At 51.4% G+C, this 20,739-nt stretch carries 20 protein-coding genes and 2 tRNA genes; 10 read left to right on the top strand and 12 right to left on the bottom strand.

The window, feature by feature from the left end; genetic code table 11:
• Positions 1–150: 150 nt before the first annotated feature.
• Both msrB and msrA read left to right on the top strand, forming a co-directional pair.
• Positions 151–654 (top strand): peptide-methionine (R)-S-oxide reductase MsrB, encoded by a 504-nt coding sequence (gene msrB, locus V7028_RS10050; RefSeq protein ID WP_334119945.1) that lies wholly within the window; start codon positions 151–153, stop codon positions 652–654.
• Positions 655–656: 2 nt separating this feature from the next.
• Positions 657–1,250 carry a peptide-methionine (S)-S-oxide reductase MsrA gene (msrA, locus tag V7028_RS10045; RefSeq protein ID WP_334119944.1) on the top strand — a complete coding sequence of 198 codons (594 nt, stop codon included), beginning with the start codon at positions 657–659 and terminating at the stop codon, positions 1,248–1,250.
• 12 nt (positions 1,251–1,262) lie between these two features.
• Here msrA and V7028_RS10040 read toward each other — a convergent pair whose 3' ends face one another.
• From V7028_RS10040 to V7028_RS10030, 3 genes are all read right to left on the bottom strand, one after another.
• Positions 1,263–2,909, bottom strand: a complete 1,647-nt coding sequence (locus tag V7028_RS10040; protein ID WP_334119943.1) for a 3-(methylthio)propionyl-CoA ligase — start codon at positions 2,907–2,909, stop codon at positions 1,263–1,265.
• A gap of 68 nt (positions 2,910–2,977) precedes the next feature.
• Positions 2,978–3,349: a DoxX family protein gene (locus V7028_RS10035; RefSeq protein ID WP_334119942.1), complete on the bottom strand. Its 372-nt coding sequence runs from the start codon at positions 3,347–3,349 to the stop codon at positions 2,978–2,980.
• Positions 3,350–3,406: 57 nt separating this feature from the next.
• Positions 3,407–3,483 (bottom strand) — tRNA-Arg (locus V7028_RS10030).
• A 180-nt stretch (positions 3,484–3,663) separates the two neighbouring features.
• Here V7028_RS10030 and V7028_RS10025 point away from each other — a divergent pair.
• Positions 3,664–4,851: a pectate lyase gene (locus tag V7028_RS10025; RefSeq protein ID WP_334119941.1), complete on the top strand. Its 1,188-nt coding sequence runs from the start codon at positions 3,664–3,666 to the stop codon at positions 4,849–4,851.
• 8 nt (positions 4,852–4,859) lie between these two features.
• Here V7028_RS10025 and V7028_RS10020 read toward each other — a convergent pair whose 3' ends face one another.
• Genes V7028_RS10020 through V7028_RS10010 form a run of 3 tightly spaced genes read right to left on the bottom strand, consistent with a single transcriptional unit; the run spans position 4,860 to position 8,313 of the window.
• Positions 4,860–6,362 (bottom strand): glycerol-3-phosphate dehydrogenase/oxidase, encoded by a 1,503-nt coding sequence (locus tag V7028_RS10020; protein ID WP_334119940.1) that lies wholly within the window; start codon positions 6,360–6,362, stop codon positions 4,860–4,862.
• Positions 6,355–7,845, bottom strand: coding sequence for a glycerol kinase GlpK (glpK, locus tag V7028_RS10015; RefSeq protein WP_334119939.1), 1,491 nt, complete (start codon positions 7,843–7,845; stop codon positions 6,355–6,357). The genes V7028_RS10020 and glpK overlap by 8 nt, the downstream gene beginning before the upstream one ends.
• Before the next feature lie 18 nt (positions 7,846–7,863).
• Complete coding sequence (locus tag V7028_RS10010) at positions 7,864–8,313, bottom strand: gamma-glutamylcyclotransferase family protein (RefSeq protein WP_334119938.1); 450 nt, start codon at positions 8,311–8,313, stop codon at positions 7,864–7,866.
• 53 nt (positions 8,314–8,366) lie between these two features.
• On the opposite strand from V7028_RS10010, the gene V7028_RS10005 reads away from it, so the two are divergent.
• Positions 8,367–9,140, top strand: a complete 774-nt coding sequence (locus tag V7028_RS10005) for an SDR family oxidoreductase (RefSeq protein WP_334119937.1) — start codon at positions 8,367–8,369, stop codon at positions 9,138–9,140.
• On the opposite strand, the gene V7028_RS10000 is transcribed toward V7028_RS10005, so the two are convergent.
• Positions 9,125–9,952 (bottom strand): SDR family NAD(P)-dependent oxidoreductase, encoded by an 828-nt coding sequence (locus V7028_RS10000; RefSeq protein ID WP_334119936.1) that lies wholly within the window; start codon positions 9,950–9,952, stop codon positions 9,125–9,127. The two genes, V7028_RS10005 and V7028_RS10000, sit on opposite strands and share 16 nt — an antisense overlap.
• Positions 9,953–10,170: 218 nt before the next feature.
• Here V7028_RS10000 and V7028_RS09995 point away from each other — a divergent pair, with 218 nt between their 5' ends.
• The gene (locus tag V7028_RS09995) at positions 10,171–11,358 is read left to right on the top strand and encodes a hypothetical protein (RefSeq protein WP_334119935.1); all 1,188 of its coding nucleotides are present in this window, start codon (positions 10,171–10,173) and stop codon (positions 11,356–11,358) included.
• 394 nt (positions 11,359–11,752) lie between these two features.
• On the opposite strand, the gene V7028_RS09990 is transcribed toward V7028_RS09995, so the two are convergent.
• From V7028_RS09990 to V7028_RS09985, 3 genes are all read right to left on the bottom strand, one after another.
• Positions 11,753–12,766: a P63C domain-containing protein gene (locus V7028_RS09990; protein ID WP_334119934.1), complete on the bottom strand. Its 1,014-nt coding sequence runs from the start codon at positions 12,764–12,766 to the stop codon at positions 11,753–11,755.
• A 437-nt stretch (positions 12,767–13,203) separates the two neighbouring features.
• Positions 13,204–13,491: an Arm DNA-binding domain-containing protein gene (locus V7028_RS15310; RefSeq protein ID WP_442918728.1), complete on the bottom strand. Its 288-nt coding sequence runs from the start codon at positions 13,489–13,491 to the stop codon at positions 13,204–13,206.
• 198 nt (positions 13,492–13,689) lie between these two features.
• Positions 13,690–13,779, bottom strand: a tRNA-Ser gene (locus tag V7028_RS09985).
• 93 nt (positions 13,780–13,872) lie between these two features.
• Between V7028_RS09985 and V7028_RS09980 the strand changes: the two genes are divergently transcribed.
• The 4 genes from V7028_RS09980 to V7028_RS09965 all read left to right on the top strand — a co-directional run bounded on the left by V7028_RS09980 (position 13,873) and on the right by V7028_RS09965 (position 17,667).
• Positions 13,873–14,286, top strand: coding sequence for a hypothetical protein (locus tag V7028_RS09980; protein WP_334119933.1), 414 nt, complete (start codon positions 13,873–13,875; stop codon positions 14,284–14,286).
• A gap of 327 nt (positions 14,287–14,613) precedes the next feature.
• The gene (locus V7028_RS09975) at positions 14,614–15,933 is read left to right on the top strand and encodes a CmpA/NrtA family ABC transporter substrate-binding protein (protein WP_334119932.1); all 1,320 of its coding nucleotides are present in this window, start codon (positions 14,614–14,616) and stop codon (positions 15,931–15,933) included.
• Positions 15,930–16,796, top strand: a complete 867-nt coding sequence (gene ntrB / locus V7028_RS09970; protein ID WP_334119931.1) for a nitrate ABC transporter permease — start codon at positions 15,930–15,932, stop codon at positions 16,794–16,796. The genes V7028_RS09975 and ntrB overlap by 4 nt, the downstream gene beginning before the upstream one ends.
• A gap of 22 nt (positions 16,797–16,818) precedes the next feature.
• Positions 16,819–17,667, top strand: coding sequence for an ABC transporter ATP-binding protein (locus V7028_RS09965; RefSeq protein WP_334119930.1), 849 nt, complete (start codon positions 16,819–16,821; stop codon positions 17,665–17,667).
• Positions 17,668–17,736: 69 nt separating this feature from the next.
• On the opposite strand, the gene V7028_RS09960 is transcribed toward V7028_RS09965, so the two are convergent.
• Both V7028_RS09960 and V7028_RS09955 read right to left on the bottom strand, forming a co-directional pair.
• Positions 17,737–18,600, bottom strand: a complete 864-nt coding sequence (locus V7028_RS09960; protein WP_334119929.1) for a hypothetical protein — start codon at positions 18,598–18,600, stop codon at positions 17,737–17,739.
• Positions 18,554–19,279, bottom strand: coding sequence for an amidase family protein (locus V7028_RS09955; RefSeq protein WP_334119928.1), 726 nt, complete (start codon positions 19,277–19,279; stop codon positions 18,554–18,556). Before V7028_RS09955 ends, V7028_RS09960 begins: the two co-directional genes overlap by 47 nt.
• 331 nt (positions 19,280–19,610) lie before the next feature.
• Between V7028_RS09955 and V7028_RS09950 the strand changes: the two genes are divergently transcribed.
• A complete protein-coding gene (locus V7028_RS09950; RefSeq protein WP_334119927.1) occupies positions 19,611–20,729 on the top strand; it encodes a TRAP transporter substrate-binding protein in 1,119 nt (372 codons plus the stop codon).
• The last annotated feature ends 10 nt before the right edge of the window (positions 20,730–20,739 follow it).

The raw sequence follows: 20,739 nt of genomic DNA, 5'->3' as shown, positions 1-20,739 counted from the left end.
TGCCACACTTGTTAACAATCCCGGAATTTGCTAATCCCCGACATGTAACTTTTAAGTACGCCATTGCGAATACCCTCCTGAATTGAACGAAAAACAGCGATCAAGGTCGAATTCGGCAATTAAACAATCAAAGTCAAAGGAAAACCCAACATGCAACGTCGCACAGTTTTAACCGGTCTTGCTGCCCTTGGCGCCAGCCTTTTGATTGCCAAACCCATGAGTTCAATCGCCAGCATGAACAAACTGAACAAATCTGAAACCGAGTGGTTGAAAGTCATCCAGAAAGAGCAGTACAACGTGCTGTTCAAGGAAGCCACCGAACGCCCCTTCTCCAGCCCCCTGAATGATGAAAAACGCAAAGGCACCTTTGTGTGCGCTGCGTGCAACCAACCCCTGTTTCCGTCGCAATACAAATACGACAGCGGCACAGGTTGGCCCAGCTTTTTTGATGCCAACAAAGGCGCACTGAACACAAAAACCGATTACAAACTGATTTTGCCGCGCACTGAATACCATTGCAGCAATTGTGGCGGCCATCAAGGCCATGTGTTTGACGATGGCCCTGCCCCCACCGGCAAACGCTATTGCAACAACGGTTTGGCCTTGGCCTTTGTGCCAGAAGGCCAGAAGTTACCCACCATTCGCAAGGCATGAACATGAAACTGAAAGCAACAATTGCCGTAGCCTTGGGCTTGCTGGCCAGTGCCACGGTGCAGGCCGAAACAAAAACCGCTGTATTTGGGGGCGGGTGTTTCTGGTGCGTGGAAGCCGACTTTGACAAAGTACCCGGCGTGCTGAAAACCATTTCCGGTTATGCAGGCGGGCAATACAAAGACCCCGATTACCAGGTAGTTAGCGCAGGCCGAACTGACCACACTGAAGTGGTTGAAGTAACCTACGACGACAGCAAGGTAAGTTACAGCCAGCTGGTTGAATTCTTCTGGAAAACAATTGACCCCACCGCGAAAGACAGGCAGTTTTGCGATGCCGGCAAACAATACCGCAGCGGCTTGTATTACCTGAACGACGAACAGAAAAAAGTGGCAACCGCCAGCAAAGCCAAGTTACAGGCCAGTGGAAAATTCAAAACCATACACACCGAGGTGGCCCCGGTGGTGAAGTTCTACCCTGCGGAAGAATACCACCAGGACTATTACACCAAAAACCCGGTGCGCTATGGCTACTACCGCAATGGTTGCGGGCGCGACCAGCGGCTTAAAGAATTGTGGGGCCCCAAGGCAGCGCGGTAAATTTGAATTAAATCAGGCCGTGCTGAATTTGACGCCCTTGAACTGTTCACGCAGCACCGATTTCTGCACCTTGCCGGTGGCCCCGATCGGCATGGCCTCAATGAATTCCACATCGTCGGGAATGTGCATTTTGGTGATCCGGCCTTCATAGAATTTCAGCAGGTCTTCCTTGCTGACTTCCGCGCCCGGTCGTTTCACCACAATCAACAAGGGCCTTTCATTCCACTTCTCATGGGCAATGGCAATCACCGCTGACTGCAACACCGCTGGGTGAGACATGGCAATGTTCTCAAGGTCAATGGAACTGATCCATTCACCGCCCGACTTGATCACGTCTTTCGTGCGGTCGGTAATTTGCATCAAACCATCTGGCGCCATGCGTGCCACATCCCCCGTGGCGAACCAGCGCTTGCCCGTGGCATCGTGGTTAAAGGCCTTGGCCCCATCGCCCCCATAATATTCATTCAGCACCCAGTGGCCCCGCACATGCAACTCGCCACTGTGCTCGAAATCCCAAGGCAATTCGCTGCCGTCCTCCGACACTAGTTTCATGTCCACACCGAAAATCGTGCGGCCCTGTTTGGCCACAATTTCATACTGTTCCTGCTTGGGCAATTCGCGTTCGTCACCACTGAGTTTCGACACCGTGCCCAAGGGCGACATTTCCGTGCTACCCCAGCCCTGCATCAACTCCACGCCCATTTCATCAAATTCCCGGATCAAACTGACAGGCACCGCAGAACCACCCACCAATGAACGTTTCAAGGTGCTGAACTTCAAGCCATGTTGTTTCATGTGGTTGATCAAACCCAGCCAAATGGTTGGCACACCGGCGGCCACGGTCACTTTCTCGCGTTCAAGCAAATCATGAATGGAAGGGCCATCCAGCTGCGGACCGGGCATCACCAGTTTGCAACCAGTCATCAAGGCCGCATAAGGCAAGCCCCAGGCATTCACGTGGAACATGGGCACCACTGGAAGAATGATGTCTTTTCGAGTCAAGGCAATGGCGTCGGCGCAATTGGACATCATGGCGTGCAGCATTGTGGACCGGTGCGAATACAGAATGCCTTTCGGATTGCCCGTGGTACCCGAGGTGTAACACAGGGTGCAGGCAGAATTTTCATCGAACTCGAGCCACACATAGTCGTCTGTTTGGGCTTTCAACAAGGTTTCATAGTTCAGCAAACCTGGCACCGGTGAATCTGCCGGCATTTTGTCTTCATCAATCATCAAGACCCAGCGCTTCACAGTAGGGCAATGCGGCGCAATCGCCTTGATCAAAGGGGCAAAAGTAAGGTCGAAAAAAATGGTGGTGTCTTGCGCATGGTTGATGATGTAGATCAACTGCTGCGGGGTGTAACGCGGGTTCAGCGTGTGGGTCACCGCCCCCATGCCAGCCACGGCGTAGTAAATTTCAAGGTGCCTGTGGCTGTTCCAGGCAATGGTGGCCACATTGTCGCCCTGTTCAACACCCAGATCATGCAGTGCATTGGCCAATTGCCGTGCGCGCGCCGCCATGGCCTTGAAAGTAATTCGGTGAAGATCGCCCTCCACCCGTCGGCTTACCACTTCCTGCGCGCCGTAAAACCGTTCGGCATGCACCAAAATTGAAGAAAGCAGCATTTCCTGCTTCATCATCAGACCTGGCTTCAACATCGTTTCTGTCTCCCCTCGGGTTGGATTTCTTTTTTCAAAGTGTAACCCAGAGAAACATAACTATGGTTCTATTTCATCCGCACAGGGTGTTGGGTCGCCTTCCAGATGAACCAGATGATCAAGGCCTGCAGGGGCAAGCGCAAATACAGCAACGCGACTGGAATGTTCTGGAATTGATCCGTATTCATGGCCATGTGAACATTGGCAGGAAGAACCGCCACGCACAGCGCAATCAACCCCCAGCCAGCCCACTTGCGTGTGGTCGGCAGCAGCACACCCAAACCACCCAACAGCTCGAACACACCACTGATTTTGACCAAGGCTTCAGGCTCATTGAAGTACGGTGGCACGATGCTGGCGAAGAAACTCAGCAAAACAAAATGCAGAATGCCGGCACCGATAAAAAAGCTGGCGACGATGAGAATCGGGATTGGAAGCATGGCAGCGTGGAATAAAACAAAAAACCCTCGCCTTTTGAGCGAGGGTTTTTTTTTATTTGGTGCGGCTGGCAGGAATTGAACCCACGACCCCTTGGTTCGTAGCCAAGTACTCTATCCAACTGAGCTACAGCCGCTGTAAAGAAGCGAGATTATGCCTTAAACAGCGCGCTTGTGCAAGCGTTCCTACATTTTTTTTACTTGGAATCGGCAAATTCAAATTCCCGTGAAAAAAGTCAAACTTTTCGAAAAAAAATACCACTACCTTCATAGGACATTCTATTTTTCAACTTAACTTTATCAGGAGCTCACTTCACATGAATATGCATCTTCAAGAGATAAACGGTGTGGAGGCTCTTAAAGACCACGACTGTTGTTGCGGTCCGGAGGAGATTAATTTTGATAACGTTGTTAGAGCCCTTACATCTGATTTGTTCGACAGTGACTCAGGATTAACATTCCACAATGCACTGGATTTGTCCCATGACCGGTTGCTAACGGAATCCAATTCCGATTTGCTCGACATGGGTACGAAAGATCGTCTAATTGCGCTTGCGAACCAAAGAGACTATGATTTCGAGGCATACCAACAATATTTTGAAAATCTCGGGTTCCATGGGGAAACCAAAACTGGAACCGAGTACTCACAACCTGTAACCCACAAAAACAAAAAACCGTTGGCTCCTACGGAAGAACCTGCTCCCTTAAAGAAGAAAGCCACAATCAATTTGGACCGCCTGGAAGAACGACTTCCTTCGATAGATTCCTCATATTACTATCCCGACGATGAGGACGATGACAATAAAGATAACGTCCCAACTGTCAAAACTGTAAATACAAAAAAGACAGAAGAGCCAGAAGACGATGTAACCGTCCAGCATGTCAACAACACGGGTTCAGTAGATCCAAGCAAGTATGTACTTAGCGACAACCCGATTGTTGTTAGGGAAACCATTGTTGTTAAAGCCGGCGAAACTTTTGATGGAAAAAATCAAACCTATACAGCAGGCTCGGAACTAGGTGATGGAGGCCAGGCAGAAGGGCAGAAACCGATATTTATTTTAGAAGACGGTGCCACTCTGATAAATGTTGTGTTTGGAAGCAATGGAGCCGATGGAGTTCACACTTATGGAGATGCCACAGTAAACAATGTGCACTGGAGCGATGTGGGCGAAGATGCATTGACAATGAAAGCATCTGGCACAGTGCGGGTAACGAATAGTAGTGCAGAAAATGCATCTGACAAGATTTTTCAGCTAAATGCCCCTGGAACTTTCATTATCGACAATTTCTATGCCAAAGATTTCGGTACATTTTTAAGAACGAATGGAGGACAACAAGGCAACTGGGATATCCGCCTCACCAACATTCGTGCGGAAAATGGCAAGATAAGCCTTGTTCGAAGCGACTCCACCTCAATAAAAGTCACAGCCAGTGGCATTAACGCGACCAATGTCAAACAGCTTTACAGACTTCCGGAGTCAGCGACATTAAATGCCAAATAGGTGGCAGTTCATTTGCAACTATATTGATCGGCAATTGCCCTAAACTTTGACTCTTGCCGATCAAGTTCCTCATCGCTGTAACGCAGCTCGTTTTGCAGCACAAACCGAACCTCGTTCATGCAGGCCAGGGCCGCAGCGCTGTCCAGAAACAGTGCCCTGCTTCGGCGGGCCAACACATCTTCAATGGTCACCGCCATTTCTTCCAGCACAGCCTGCGCTATTTCAGCGGCGTTCAGTTCAAGGCAAGGGTGCAGTGCACTGCCGGGCTTGCGAAGCGGCAAGTCATCTTCCAGCCGCATGTGGCGGGTGCGGGTGGGCTTGTTGCGCCAACCTTGCTGCTCACAGACCAAATCAATCACCTCCTCGGCCATGCTGCGGTACGTAGTCCATTTGCCACCCGTGATGCTAATCAAGCCACTTGGCGCGGTAATGACCGTGTGCTCGCGTGAAATACTTTTGGTGTTTTGCTTTTCCTCACCCGCGCTGACAAGCGGGCGCAAACCAACAAACACGCTGCGCACATCGGCACGCGTGGGCGCGTTGGCCAGGTACTGGCCTGCGGTGTTCAAAATAAAGTCAATTTCCTCGGGCAATGCGTCAGGTTCCCAAGGCGTGTCCTGTCGCGGGGTATCGGTTGTGCCAATCAATGTTTTTCCCAACCAGGGCACCACAAACAGCACACGGCCATCACTGGTTTTGGGCACCAGCAAGGCTTCCTTACCAGGATAAAAATGTTCGTCCACCACCACGTGCACACCCTGGCTGGGGCTCAGAATGGGTTTGGATTCCCCTGAATCCATTTTGCGTAATTCATCCACCCACACACCGGTGGCGTTGATCACGGATTTGGCCTTGAAACTGAATTGCTGCCCTGAAAACTCATCGCGCGCCTGCACGCCTGTAATTTTTTCATCCGCCTTCAAAAACCCGGTCACCGGCATGTAATTAACCGCCACACCACCAAGCTTGTAGACAGTTTTCATCAGGGCAATGGCCAAACGCGCATCATCAAACTGCGCATCAAAATAACGCACGCCACCCTTCAACCTGCTTTGCGAAATGGTGGGCACGGCCCGCAGCACTTCGTTTTTTTTCAGCATCGTGGTGGGCCCAACAGCCAACTTGCCCGCCAGCAAGTCGTACATTTTCAGGCCAGCCCAGTAAAACAGCTTCTGGAACACACTGTGCACGGGAATGACAAACGCCAGGGGTTTGACAAGATTGGGCGCATTGCGCAGCATGCGGCCGCGCTCCTCCAGTGCTTCGCGCACCAAACTGAAATTGCCTTGGGCCAAGTAGCGCACACCGCCGTGTGCCAGCTTTGTGGCGCGTGAACTGGTGCCTTTGGCGAAATCATGCCCCTCCAGCAACAGCACCTTCAATCCCCGGCTTGCCGCATCCACTGCACTGCCCAAACCTGTGGCACCACCGCCAATTACAATCACGTCCCACACGTATTCTTCTTGCGCCCTGGTTAACAACACTTCAAGGTGCTTTTTACGACTAAGCATCTGCCCATCCTTTGGAACGTTCTACCGCGCGGTGCCAGCGATCAAGCAAGGCACCACGTTCATCAATACTCATTTCAGGTTCGAACCGGGCGTCCACCTGCCAATTGGCCAGCAAACTTTCTTCGCTTTCGAACACACCCACCGCCAGGCCCGCCAAATAAGCCGCACCCAAGGCTGTGGTTTCAGTCACAGTGGGGCGAACCACGGGCACGCCCAACAAATCAGCCTGTATCTGCATCAGCAAATCATTGTTGGATGCACCACCATCCACACGCAATTCCCGCAGGGGTTTGGCACCATCGCGTTGCATGGCCTGCACCAAATCCACGGTTTGCAAGGCAATGCTTTCCAGTGCGGCACGTGCAATGTGTGCGCGGTTGGTGCCGCGTGTCATGCCCACCAGTGTGCCGCGCGCATACGGGTCCCAATGCGGTGCGCCCAAACCGGCAAATGCTGGCACCAAACACACACCATCGGTGTTGGGTACACTGGCCGCCAGGGCCTGAACATCAGACGATTGATTGATAATGCCCAACCCATCGCGCAGCCATTGCACCACAGCACCGCCCATGAACACACTGCCCTCCAGCATATAACTGGTTTTTCCGTTCACGGTCCAACCCACCGTGGTCAACAAACGGTTGTGGCTTTCAACCAGTTCGCTCCCCGTGTTCAGCAACATGAAACAACCCGTGCCATAGGTGTTTTTCGCTTCACCGGGTTCAAAGGCGGTTTGCCCGAAAGTGGCCGCCTGCTGGTCGCCCGCCACACCCGCAATTGGAATGGGCGAGCCCAGCACCGAGGCGTCACACTGCGCAAAAACGCCGCTTGATTCAAACACCCGCGGCAACATGCTTTCAGGTATATCGAACAAGGCCAGCAATTCTTGATCCCACTGCCGGGTTTTAATATTCAGCAGCATGCTGCGCGATGCATTGCTGGTGTCTGTGGCATGCATCTGCCCGCCAGTCAAATTCCAGATCAACCAGCTGTCGATGGTGCCAAAGGCCAGTTCACCCGCCTCGGCTTGTACACGCGCGCCCTCGACATGGTCCAGAATCCAGTTGACCTTGGTCGCAGAAAAATAGGAATCCAGTTCCAACCCTGTGGTGCGGCGAATCAAGGGTGCTTTGCCCTGCTCACGCAGCTTGTCGCAATACAAGGCAGTTCGCCTGTCTTGCCACACAATGGCGTTGTACACGGGCGCACCTGTGCTGCGGTTCCAGACCACGGTGGTTTCACGCTGGTTGGTAATGCCAATGCCTGCAATGTCTGAAGGCTGAATGCCGGCCTTTGCAATGGCCTGTCTTGCACAGGCCAACTGCGTGTTCCAGATGTCCGCCGGGCGGTGTTCCACCCAGCCTGCTTTGGGAAAAATCTGCTCAAACTCTTGCTGGCAACTGGCCACCACCTCGGCACGTTCATTGAATACAATGGCGCGCGAACTCGTGGTGCCTTGGTCAAGGGCCAGGATAAAACCCATGGGTGCGTCTCCTTCTTTTTATTTTCTTTGGCCGGTGCTATTCCAGTTACCCATATGGCGATCCAGAAACGCCTGCAGGCCTTCGGCTTCAAATTGGCTCACACTCCACAGTTCGCGGGTCAATGCAGCAGGGTTCAACCAAATGTAGGTGTCCACTTGCATGGTTTCACCACTGGTATTCAAGGTCACGGAAATTTCCCTGCGCGCATATTCCGGTCCTTCAAACTCATCCAGCCGCTTCATGTCGTCCTGCAACACATCTAGCCACAGCAAGCCCTGCACTTGTGTGCCCTGGCTTTCCACCATCGCCGGGTAGGTTTCACCGGGCACGGCAAGGCGCTGAAAACCCTTGGCAATCGCATTCTGGCATGGGTATACACCTTTGACGACCTGTGCCCACACAGGTAAATACATCAAGGATCCGTACACAAAAACATGCCGACGGTCTTGCTCAATTTCCGAGCCCATGCGATGTTACCTTTTCAAATGAAAACCATTAGAAATGCCTGCGAGGAGACAAAGTGAAAACAACAACAGACCTGTTCAATTTACAAGATAAGGTGGCTTTGGTCACGGGTGGGACACGTGGAATTGGCTTGGCCTGTGCAGAATTGCTGGCTTCCAAGGGTGCCACGGTGATCATTTCCAGCAGAAAGCAAGATACCTGCGAACAAATTGCCGCGCAATTTCAAGCAGATGGGTTAAATGCTGTCCCCATGGCCTGCCACTTGGGGGAAATGGATCAAATTGAGGCGCTATACCAACAAATCGAAGCCAGGTTTGGAAAGCTGGATATTCTGGTCAACAACGGCGCAACCAATCCGCACTTTGGCCCAATTTATGACACCGACCTGGCCGCGTTTCAAAAAACCTGCGATGTGAACATTCGCGGCTACTTTTACATGAGCAGCCACGGTTGCAAACTGATGGCCAAAAACGGCGGCGGCAGCATTATCAATGTGGCTTCGGTCAATGGTGTTGTTCCCGGCCTGTACCAAGGCATTTATTCCATCACCAAAGCCGCGGTTATTTCAATGACCAAAGCCTTTGCCAAAGAATGCGCCCCCATGAAAGTGCGCGTGAATGCGCTACTGCCCGGTGCCACAGACACCAAATTTGCATCGGCTTTGGTTCACAACGACGCCATTCGCAGTGCCCTGCTTCAGCATGTCCCCATGAACCGTGTCGCCCAGCCCAGCGAAATGGCGGGCACGGTGCTATACCTGGCGTCCGAAGCGTCCAGCTACACCACCGGTTCCTGCATCAATGTGGATGGCGGCTATTTGGTGGTTTGAATCCCTTTGTAGTCATCCTGGTTCAGTGTGCGCCCCATTTGCTGCCACAAAATGTGGCGCATGCGTTTGAACGGCACCAGCCTTGATCCCCACCACACCCTTGCAGCATTGTTGCCATACACAATGCGTGGCTCGTTTTTCCTGATGCACTTCAACACGTATTCGCAAATTTCATCGGGTGGTGTGGTCAAAAACTTTCTGGCAAACTTTTCATGCTCCGGTTTACTGGCAATGTTGGTGTTAATGCCACCGGGGTGAACAAGGTGCACCTGGACACGGCTGTTGGAAAGTTCGACCATCAACGATTCAGTAAAGCCACGCACGGCAAACTTGCTGGCACAGTAATCCGAATTGCCTGGTGTGCCAACCAAACCAAAAATGCTCGATACATTCACCACGGCACCCTCGCCGTTGTCGAGCAACTGCGGCAAAAATGCGCGCGTGCCATGCACCACCCCCCAGAAGTTGATACCCATTACACGTTCATAGCTGTCATCACTGAGTGCCCACACGGGCCGACCTTCCCCGCTGACCCCTGCGTTGTTGACAACCACGTGGGCATTGCCCAACGCAGCTTTCACCGCTTGCGCAAAGGCGTAAACACTCGCCTTGTCGGAAACATCCAGTTTCTCTGCAAACACAGGCACATCTGCCGCCTGCATGACCAATCGCTCGGTTTCCTTCAAACCTTTTTCATCGCAATCGCACATGGCGATTTTGCTGCCCAGTTTGGCGAACATCAGCGCATATGAACGCCCCATGCCAGAACCCGCACCGGTGATGACCACCACTTTGTTATTGAAATTTTTCATGTTGCGGCTCCTTCGCCTGTCAATTTGACGGGATTGATTTCATGGCATTGAATGTATATTTGACAACAAGCATTGTCAAATACAAATTAACCAATTGAGGGGAGATCCATCCCCCTAATTGGAGGATGAAAAAATAGGGAACCCTGCACACTTTCATTATGTTTCGGCCAAGTTGCCAAAAACCAGACCAATCCAACAAGAAAGCAAGGAGCAAACCCATGGATGCACCCAAGGCATTGATCAAGGACATTGAAGGCGATGTCAGCGTGAGCCGCAATGGCGAAGTTGTAAATGTTAAAGCTGGCGACTTTCTGCTGCCAGGCGATGAAGTGGCCACAGGTGACACAGGTCGCCTTTCGCTGGAATTCCCTGGAACAGAAGGCCAGATTCCGGCTGCAGGCGTGATGACAGCCAATGGCAAACTGACCTTGGGCGAACAGACCGGTGCCAACGGTCAACAAATTGTGGTGATTGAAGACGGCGAATGCTTTGAATTCACCACCGAGCTGGCTGAAAACTCCGCTGCAGCAGAAGGCGGTACGGTTTCGGGTCTGTTCGGCGCTGGTTTGCTGGGTGCGGGCAGTGGATCCGTCGCGGGTGCAGGTGCTTTGGCAGCAGGCGCATTTTTGGCTGATGGCTCAGGCGACTCCGGTTCTGGCGATACTGCAACAGGCAGCAGCGCCACAGGAATCAACGGCATCGGCGATGGCTCCGGTTTGGGCACAGGTGAGTTTTCATCCGAAGACAGCCCCCAAAGCCTGGAAGAATTCACCAACGAAAACCTGACCCAGGAAAATTTGGAACAAAGCGTGATTGAGCCCGTTCAAACGGCTGGCGACGCAAGCCAGAACAATCCTGAATCCACACCCGACAACATTGCAGTGGCCGGCGAACAAATTACTTTGGCCGGTCTGGAAAACGTGCACGATGCCCTGGTTGCCACAACAGGCGAAGACACCCCCCAAGCTGACCTGATTCAACAATTGGTGGATGGCGTAAACGAAACACCATTGGGAGAACCCTTGAGCCCGGTTACCGCACCACTGGCAGACGCTGTAAACACCGACCTTGGCCTGGACACCCTGATTGCCGCAATGCCCAACGTAGACCCCACCGAAGGTGGGCTGGTCAGCAGCATCGTCGACCTGGCCGACGACATTACCCAGCCAATTAGCCAACAGGTCGAACCCTACGACCAATTGATGGCCGAACTGAAAGAAGCCGCTGCCGAAATTGACACGGCACTGGACAGCATGCTGAGCCAGGTCACCACCGAAGTACCTTCCACCGACATTGCCGAAGGCGATTTGCTGGGCACATTAAGCACCGGCATTTCTTCCACCGCAGATTCACTGGGCGGCGAATCTGGAAGCTTGCCAGTTGACCCGACAAGTGGGTTGGTCTGATTTTTATCAAGACCGATTAGTAAAGTTCCATTTTGGGTGTCTAGCCTCTGTTCTTTTACCCGGACAGAGGCTAGCACTCGTTATGAAAACATTACAATTATTCAACAACACAGTTATTTGCACCCACCTTAATCACCTTGGTCACCACTAAAATTTTTAGTGTCTCGTTATTCTCGATAAATTCCGACTAGATCAGAACCATCTCTCTGGAAAAAGTTCTTTCCTCGATGCAACGCCATTTCGCTCACACATAGATGAACAAGAAATAAGTTGATCCTTTGGAATGCCATTGGACCGCCACTCAGAAACTGGCGGAGGCCGAATGCCAAAGAATGACGCGACGGCAGAAATGCCATCGAGTTCATAAATAATTTATCCAGGGTGCATATTACGGTCAACTTTCAGGACCGAAATCCAGCGGTAACGTGTCACCGAAACGCGGGTGAACAGTATTTACGAAGTCTCGGAATTGCTGCGGTGTTCTAGAAATTTTTAGCAATGCGACAATTGAAATTAGATGATCCTTTAATTTTGGGTGCCCAAAATCACTGGATAGCCACTGGTAGAGCTTCGCCTTCTTTTCTGCTTTGTTTGCCGCTTTTTTTAGCTCTGTCAGTAGCTCAGGAGCTAATCTGTTATACACCACCTCGTTAGTAATCTTTCCAAAAAAGATTGGTCGCCATTGCGGCCGCTTATCCTTCGGAGGAAACTCATAGCCGTAAAGCCTGAAAAGATGCTCATAATAATCAGCTGGAAAAGTTTTCAGATATGGCTGCAATTCTTTGGCAACAAATGCTTCGAGAATCTTTGCTAACGCGTCTTTTGCTCGATCCCTCTGATAGCCGGTTGCCTCATCAACCAAAGAGATAATTCCAACATGAGCCAGTCCGCGCATTAACAAATTTGCTCGCTCAGCGACAGCAATCTGATTTTTGGTTAACGCCTTTGCATCATGTGCTTTAAGCCAAACTTCACAAATTTTTGGAAGTAGGGAAGCATCAACGCCCAAACGCAAAGGCCCGCCACGGGGGTCTTTATACTTTTTGGGCTTAGACACCAATGTGCGTAAATCATTGTCAATAAATGGCCTTAGCGAAGACGCGACTAAAAAAGGTGGCAATACACCGTCATGATCAATGTCAGTTTTTTTACGCAACTGATAGCCGCCAGTGACAGGGCCAAAAGCGGTTGTAATACCACCTTGAGCAATCACCCTGGATCCATCTGGTAAAACGGCGCAGGGCAACACAAGCTCCCCTATTTTCAATTCACCAAAGTGCGTTGCAGTAGGCAGAGAAGCGTTCTCTTTTCTTGCAGCAATCATCTTTTCCGAAAGTTGCTTGCGTTCATCCGCGGTCATCTTCGCGTTCTTTACCTTGCCACCTTTTGCCTTTCCGTTATTTTCCATAGTTGAATCCGAAGGTTAAAGAACCTTAAATATACAAGCATTTAATTATTTTGCAAGTAATGACATGCATTTAATTTATTTTGCATGTAAACAGAGTCATCGTAAAATTTTCCTGTTCTAAGGAAGCCACAGTCTTTAGGAACGCTCAATCTCAACCCTCTTCCACCAAAATACGGGGTGATTTGAGTGTCAAAAATACAATTCGTTATACTTGCTTATGTCAATTTATGGGGTGCTAATTTTTCCCCACACCAACCGATGTAAGGAAACGAGTGTCAGCCCGCGCCATCCACAACGGCTGTAGTACAAGCGAGATTTTCACAGCTTTAATTAGCAATTCGAATGCTCGGACGCGTGGAACATAGTAAAACCCGACAAACCAAATATGGAGCCCACCTCATCAAGGTACTCACATGCCACCACCATGAAAAGCGGCATCACATTCTTGATGCGCTCGGCTGCCGCAATCTTGGACTCCTGCTTTGCCACGCTGGGGTCAGGGCGATTAGCTCCTTGGCCTCCGATCTCCTCAACCTGGCCTGGTTGATTGAAACCTGAGGGTACTTTCCGATCGACAGCGTTTTTTCAATCCCATGGAAACGGTATTTCAAGCGCCACAGCTTACTGCCGGTCGTATTCACCACGATGTACAACCCCTCCGAATCAGCAACCTTGTATTGCTTGTCCTTTGGCTTTAAAGCCCTCACTTGAACATCTGTCAGCACGAAATACCCCCAGGTTGGTTTTAGGCTGGGGAATATACCCCCAAAATCACCGGGCTGTACAGAAACACTTAGGGACACTTAGATACGTGCAGACACAAAAAAAACCCCGAAGGGCTTTATCTGGCGGGATTTAAACCCACATTTTCGGACTTGGCAGATATCAATAGAAACAACCTGATACGCCTAGAGAAATAAATTTGGCGGAGAAGGAGGGATTCGAACCCTCGAAGAGGTTGCCCCCTTACCTGATTTCGAGTCAGGCCGATTCAGCCGCTCTCGCACTTCTCCATGGGTCGGCAGTATAACTTAGCTGCGCCGCACATGGCACGTTGCAGTTCAGGTAGCATTCGAAATCATACAAAACAACAACGGAGACACCACTTGAACAAGTCCACGGGCAACCGCTTCATTTTTCTTGGCTTTATTGCCGCTGGTTTTACCAACATCATTGGCATGTTGGTAGCCAGTGGGTTTTTCACCAATTCCGCATTTCATGAACTGTCACCCGAGGTATTCTCCGATTTCGGTACTTTCATGATCATGGTATGGGGCTTGGCTTACCTGGCTGTGGCAAAACAAGCCCACCAACTGCCGACGATCTGCTTTGTATTTGCATTCGAGAAAGCCATCTATGTGTACACCTGGGTAATCTGGATCGGCAACAAATCAGACATGCTGCCAATCATCCGTGAAGAAACTCCCCTGCTCGCCTTGTTTTATTCAGGCTACGGCATTATTGACCTGGCCTACGCCCTGTTCTTCGCATGGGTAGGTATTCGCGCACTTCAAAAGTAAGCCTGATTCAAACATCAAACCGGTGCATGCACCACATCAATCAAAACCGGCGCACCGATTTATTTGGTGCGCCGCACCAAACACGTTCCGCGCACCAAAATTAACGTCATTTCCGGCACCGATTTAAAACAATTTCACCCGCACGCACTTCTTTTTTGCATGGCACACATTCTGCTAAATGGGTAGGGAGACCTTTGCCAACGACGGATCGGGTCACACGCTTTTTAGTAAAGAAGTACTGGACAACGGCGTCCATCCCTACTTGCGTAGCAGGTATGGCGATGTGCGCCGTTTTTTCTTGGGTTGATCTTTCAAGGACGCGCAAACATGAGCAACAAACCAACTGACAAAAAACCTGAGTTGTCGGAAACACGCCGCACATTCATCAAACAATCTGCAGCGGTTTGGGGCTCCACCCTGCTGGCAGGCTTCGGTGCTCCATCCATTGTGATGGCTCAATCCACCAAGCTGGAAACCACCAAAGCCAAGTTGGGATTCATTGCACTATCTGATGCTGCACCGTTGTTTGTGGCTGATGAGAAAGGCTTCTTCAAAAAGCACGGCATGACAGATGTGGAAGTTCTCAAACAATCTTCCTGGGGCACCACGCGCGACAACCTTGTGTTGGGTTCTGCGGGCAACGGCATTGACGGTGCACACATCCTTACTCCCATGCCCTACCTGCTTACAACCGGCGCAATTACCACCAACAACATTCCAGTGCCGATGGTTATTTTATGCCGCCTGAATCTGGACGGGCAAGGTATCTCGGTAAGCAACGAATACAAAGATTTGAAAGTAGGCACCAACGCCACCGAATTCAAAGCAGCACTGGCGGCAAAGAAAGGCGGCGGCAAGGCAGTGAATGCAGCCATGACATTCCCCGGCGGCACACACGACCTGTGGCTTCGCTACTGGATGGCGGCTGCGGGCATTGACCCCAACAGCAGTGTTTCCACGATTGTAGTTCCACCACCCCAGATGGTGGCCAACATGAAAGTAGGCAGCATGGATGCCTTCTGTGTGGGCGAACCCTGGAACCTCCAACTGATTCACCAAAAAATTGGCTACACCGCAGTAACAACAGGCGAGCTGTGGAACAACCATCCAGAAAAAGCATTGGGTATGCGTGCTGATTACGTGCAGGCCAACCCCAACGCCACCAAAGCGATTTTGAAAGCTGTGATGGAAGCGCAAATGTTCTGCGACGACCCAGCCAACAAAGATGAAGTGGCCAAAATCTGTTCGCAGCGCCGCTGGATCAACGCACCGGTTGGCGACATCATCGACCGCATGAAAGGCGACATGGACTACGGCACAGGTCGCGTGGAAGAAAAGAGCAAACACCGGATGAAGTACTGGAGTAACCAGGCTTCATACCCATTCCAAAGCCACGACCTGTGGTTCATCACCGAGAACCAGCGCTGGGGCTACCTGCCCAGTAAACTTGATACAAATGCACTGATCAAGAAAGTGAACCGCGAAGACATTTGGAGAACAGCAGCGAAGGAACTCGGTGTTGCCGCCAAAGACATTCCGGTCAGCACGTCGCGGGGCGTCGAGAAGTTCTTCGACGGCAAAGTGTTTGATCCGAAAAACCCCAAGGCTTACCTCGACAGTTTGACCATTAAGGCGATGAAATCATGATGAACAGCGACACACTCGAGCGACTGCAAACCACCCCAAAAGTGAAAAGCAAACCTTTTGTGGAAACCGCCGCTTTCAAGCAATTGAAGGAGAGCATAGGGAAAATTGTTCCTCCCATTGTGATCATGAGCATTTTGCTGTTGATCTGGGAAATCATGTGCAGCGGCGAAGGTGCACGCCTTCCCGGCCCCAGCAAAGTGATCACCGACACATGGGAATTGATCACCAACCCGTTTTATAACAACGGCGGAAGCGACGTGGGCATGGCCTGGCAAATTCTGGCCAGCCTTGAACGCGTGGCCATAGGCTACAGCCTGGCTGTGATAGTGGGTGTTGCGCTGGGTGTGTTGGTGGGTCAGTCCACCTGGGCCTTGCGTGGTTTGGACCCGCTGTTTCAAGTGCTGCGCACCGTGCCGCCGCTGGCGTGGTTGCCATTGTCGCTGGCTGGCTTTCAGGATGGAAATCCATCTGCAATTTTTGTGATTTTCATCACGGCCATTTGGCCCATCATCATCAACACCTCGGTGGGCATTCGCAACATTCCCGAAGACTACCGCAACGTGTCGCGCGTTATCCAGCACAACGGCATCGAGTACTTCTGGAAAATCATGTTGCCCGCCGCGGCGCCCTATATTTTCTCGGGGCTTCGCATTGGTGTTGGCCTTAGCTGGTTGGCCATTGTTGCTGCTGAAATGTTGATTGGCGGCGTGGGCATTGGCTTCTTCATCTGGGACGCATGGAACAGCTCGCTGATCAGCGACATTGTTTTGGCGCTGGTCTACGTCGGCATCGTCGGTTTCATTCTGGACCGCTGTGTGGCCTGGGTGGGCAACAAAATTACACGCGGTACTTCCGCTGCTTAGTGCAGAACTCAAGGAGATTATTATGAGCGACCGTTTCTTAAGTATTTCTCAAGTCCAAATGCGCTTCGAGCGCAATGGCATCGTGAACCCTGTGTTGAAAGACATCAACCTGGACGTAAACCGCGGTGAATACATTTCGCTGATCGGCCATTCGGGTTGTGGCAAATCAACAGTGCTTAACATCATCGCCGGTTTGCTGACTGCAAGCGAAGGTGTAGTGATTGTCGACAACAGGGAAGTAAACGCACCCGGTCCTGACCGCGCCTTGGTATTTCAAAACCATTCCCTGCTGCCCTGGCTTACCGTGTACCAAAACGTAGAACTGGCTGTTGAAAAAATTTTCAAGGGCAAGAAAAGCAAAAAAGAACAGCGTGAGTGGATTTTGCACAACCTTGACATGGTGAACATGAGCCATGCTTTGGATCGCCTGCCCTCCGAGATTTCCGGCGGCATGAAACAGCGCGTGGGCATTGCCCGTGCACTGGCCATGGAACCCAAGGTGTTGTTGCTCGATGAACCTTTCGGTGCGCTGGATGCGCTAACGCGCGCCCACCTGCAAGATGAAGTAATGCGCATTCAGAACGAATTGAAAAACACCGTGGTGATGATTACGCACGATGTAGACGAGGCCGTGTTGCTGTCTGACCGCATCGTGATGATGACCAACGGCCCATCTGCCACCATTGGCCAAATTCTGGACATCGACCTGCCCCGCCCCCGCGACCGTTTGGCCCTGGCCGACGACCCCACCTACAACCACTATCGCCATGAAGTGCTCAGCTTTCTGCACGAGAAACAGCGCAAGGTGGAAAGTATTGGCAAACTGCGTGAGCAGAAAAAAACGGGTGACAAACAAACTGCATCTGCCTGAACCCCACCTGCATAAAAAAACCGCTGTGCTTTAAAAGTACAGCGGTTTTTTTCTTACTGCTTCAAATCATTACAAACCCGTCAAATCCCTCAAGGCCTGTACATAAGTTTCAACGGGCAAATCTTCAGGCGCCTCAAACTGCGCTTTCATCAAGGCCATTTGTGCACGGCTGTTGAATTCACCAATGGTTTGGTTTGCATACAAGGGCGACGCTGCAATGTCAGGTGCACGACGGTGCAAGGTGGCCTGTTCAAAATCAAATGCAATTCCAAGTCCCGTGCCCTCATCAAAACGCCTCACAAAAATTTCCATGCCCCTGGGTGTTCCAGCCTGTGAATCAAAACCCACGGGCACAACGATCGAACCCATTTGCGTGGTTGAACCAAAATCGCAGGTGCGCCCACCAGTTGGCCCGGGGGACAACACCAGCGCATCCAGATTCACATTCACCGCATTGCCCTGCTTATCCAGCACCATGGCTTCTTTGTCACCCAAAGCATCCATCTCACCATTCATGACCTTGGTCACGTAATCGCGTTCAAGTGCAATGGCATCAATCTGGGCTTGTGTGGGTTTCCCGCCGGGGTCACCAGAAGCACTTACTGCCACCAGTCCTGCTGTGCGTGGGCCAACGCGTAAGGTTTCAAGAATGCCCTCGGTGGTGGCGCAATTGGGCAACACATCGGGGTTGCTTGCAAAAAATGCACTGCTTAAACATTTGCGCGGACTTTTTCCACCATCGCGCACAAACTCGAAAAAATAACGATTGGTGTCGTAGTGGGTCGAACCACCACCCCGGTTCTGAAAACTGGGCAGGAACACGTCATACACCTCAGCACCCATGGCACGCATGGTTGCCACCGCCTGCTCAATCAAGGCGCCCTGCTCACCCGTTCCCGCGGGCGTGGTGCTGGTACCCAACTGGCGCAACACACCAATTTTCTTGCGTGTTGTATGGGTTGGTTACCAACACCGTGCGCCCGGAAAACCCGGTGGTGAAATAGGCAAACTCGTCTTGATGTGCTTTACCGAGAATTACCGCACCTGCCTTGCGCAAACCGGCTACCGAAGGCGCATCAACACCGGCCTGATGGCCAAGCATGGAATACGAAGCCGATGTGGACGGGTGATCCACCGTGTCGTAATTGTCTTTCAACAACACGGGCATGCAATGCAGGTAACGATCAACCACACCGCCATCGGCTGCGTACTGTACATCCAGTGCCTTCGCAATTTCCAGCGCTTCTGGATTGATCGCCAACACCGCACTAATGGGCAAACCGCCATTGGGTTGGGGGTTGTCGTTGTACATAAAAATTCGTTCTATGTACATTGTCGTCAAGGCCTCGCAGGTCAAGGTGGAGCCATCCCGCATTTTTGTGCGCCCGGCAAAGGTGTCATGCACCATTTGCATGTCCGCCTCAACCAGCTCGAAAAACTCGGCTGGCGTACGCAATGACTTGTCCACAAAAACATCGGGACCCGTGTCGGCGGGTTCAGTGGGTGAGCCGCTTGAATTGTCCGGCGAACTGGTTTGTGCAGCTTCATCTGAACTGCAAGCCGCAGACGCGACAATGGCCAGAAGGGAAATGAGTTTGATCAATGTGTTCATGCATGGGTCCTTCATCGTGGGAATCATTGCCTTGCAATGCAAGCCCAATGCCCGAATTCATTGATTAGAACCCCTGTTCAGTTAATTCACAATTTCATGGTAGGTATACGGACAATTTGCAGAAATTTGCATTCGAATTTGCAAAGTTTGCAAAACAAAGTGAAGTTTTTCAAGACACAACACAGGGTAAATCCCGACCCCAAATGGTGCATCAATGCCCCTGGATAAGGGTTTGCTCCTATTCAGTTACCGTTGGGTGGCTATCACAATGCAGGTTCGAAAAGTAAAACCACAACAACAGTCGAAAGCTACATCAATTTAAGGAGGCAAAATGACTGATTCAGTGAACAACCAGAAGCGCCGTGATTTTATCAAGGGCACATCCGTGGCCGCAGTGGGTGCAGGCGCCATGGCGTTCCCCATGATTTCTACTGCTCAAACAGTGAACATGCGTTTCCAGAGCACATGGCCCCAGAAAGACATTTTCCACGAATACGCAGTTGACTTTGCAGACAAAGTGAACGGCATGGCCGGTGGCCGCCTGAAGATTGAAGTATTGCCCGCTGGTTCAGTGGTAAAGCCTTTTGACTTGCTGGATGCAGTGAGCAAGGGTACGTTGGACGGTGGTCACGGCGTTATCGCTTACTGGTACGGCAAAAACGCAGCCGTTGCACTGTGGGGCTCAGGCCCGTCTTTCGGCATGGACGCCAACATGTTGCTGGCCTGGCACTACTTCGGTGGCGGCAAGGAATTGCTAGACGAAATTTACGGCAGCCTGAACATGGACGTTGTGTCGCTGATGTACGGCCCAATGCCAACACAGCCCCTGGGCTGGTTCAAAAAGCCGGTCACCAAGCCTGAAGACCTGAAAGGCCTGAAGTTCCGTACAGTTGGTTTGTCTGTGGACATGTTCACCAAGATGGGCCTTGCCGTAAACGCACTGCCCGGCGGCGAAATCGTTCCAGCGATGGACCGCGGCCTGCTGGACGCGGCTGAATTCAACAACGCATCTTCCGACCGCCTGTTGGGCTTCCCGGATGTATCCAAAGTGTGCATGCTGCAAAGCTTCCACCAGTCTTCCGAGCAGTTTGAAATCCTGTTCAACAAGACCAAGTACAACAAGCTGCCAACTGAATTGAAGGCAATCATCCAGGCTGGCGCAGAAGCATCTTCAGCCCAGATGAGCTGGAAAGCAGTGGACCGCTACTCCAAAGACTATCAGGAAATGCAAGCCAAGCAGGGCGTGAAGTTCTTCAAGACCCCTGACAGCATTTTGAAGGCCCAGTTGAAAGCATGGGACGAAGTGACCAAAGAAAAAGCCGCTTCCAACCCCATGTTCAAGAAAGTGTTTGAATCGCAGCGTGCATTTGCAGCACGTGCAGCCAAATGGCAAGCCGACACCACCGTTGACTTCAAGATGGCTCAAGCATTCTACGCTCAGAAAAAGTAATTAATCCCAC

This window comes from Limnobacter sp., from assembly GCF_036846585.1.
Lineage (GTDB): Bacteria > Pseudomonadota > Gammaproteobacteria > Burkholderiales > Burkholderiaceae_B > Limnobacter.
The sequence above is the reverse complement of the archived record's forward strand: the minus strand, read 5'-3'. Positions and strand labels throughout refer to the sequence as shown.

Coding starts and splice junctions, on each gene's coding strand:
- msrB (WP_334119945.1), top strand. CDS start 151: ATGCAACGTCGCACAGTTTTAACCGGTCTTGCTGCCCTTGGCGCCAGC.
- msrA (WP_334119944.1), top strand. CDS start 657: ATGAAACTGAAAGCAACAATTGCCGTAGCCTTGGGCTTGCTGGCCAGT.
- V7028_RS10040 (WP_334119943.1), bottom strand. CDS start 2,909: ATGTTGAAGCCAGGTCTGATGATGAAGCAGGAAATGCTGCTTTCTTCA.
- V7028_RS10035 (WP_334119942.1), bottom strand. CDS start 3,349: ATGCTTCCAATCCCGATTCTCATCGTCGCCAGCTTTTTTATCGGTGCC.
- V7028_RS10025 (WP_334119941.1), top strand. CDS start 3,664: ATGAATATGCATCTTCAAGAGATAAACGGTGTGGAGGCTCTTAAAGAC.
- V7028_RS10020 (WP_334119940.1), bottom strand. CDS start 6,362: ATGCTTAGTCGTAAAAAGCACCTTGAAGTGTTGTTAACCAGGGCGCAA.
- glpK (WP_334119939.1), bottom strand. CDS start 7,845: ATGGGTTTTATCCTGGCCCTTGACCAAGGCACCACGAGTTCGCGCGCC.
- V7028_RS10010 (WP_334119938.1), bottom strand. CDS start 8,313: ATGGGCTCGGAAATTGAGCAAGACCGTCGGCATGTTTTTGTGTACGGA.
- V7028_RS10000 (WP_334119936.1), bottom strand. CDS start 9,952: ATGAAAAATTTCAATAACAAAGTGGTGGTCATCACCGGTGCGGGTTCT.
- V7028_RS09995 (WP_334119935.1), top strand. CDS start 10,171: ATGGATGCACCCAAGGCATTGATCAAGGACATTGAAGGCGATGTCAGC.
- V7028_RS09990 (WP_334119934.1), bottom strand. CDS start 12,766: ATGGAAAATAACGGAAAGGCAAAAGGTGGCAAGGTAAAGAACGCGAAG.
- V7028_RS09975 (WP_334119932.1), top strand. CDS start 14,614: ATGAGCAACAAACCAACTGACAAAAAACCTGAGTTGTCGGAAACACGC.
- ntrB (WP_334119931.1), top strand. CDS start 15,930: ATGATGAACAGCGACACACTCGAGCGACTGCAAACCACCCCAAAAGTG.
- V7028_RS09965 (WP_334119930.1), top strand. CDS start 16,819: ATGAGCGACCGTTTCTTAAGTATTTCTCAAGTCCAAATGCGCTTCGAG.
- V7028_RS09955 (WP_334119928.1), bottom strand. CDS start 19,279: ATGAACACATTGATCAAACTCATTTCCCTTCTGGCCATTGTCGCGTCT.
- V7028_RS09950 (WP_334119927.1), top strand. CDS start 19,611: ATGACTGATTCAGTGAACAACCAGAAGCGCCGTGATTTTATCAAGGGC.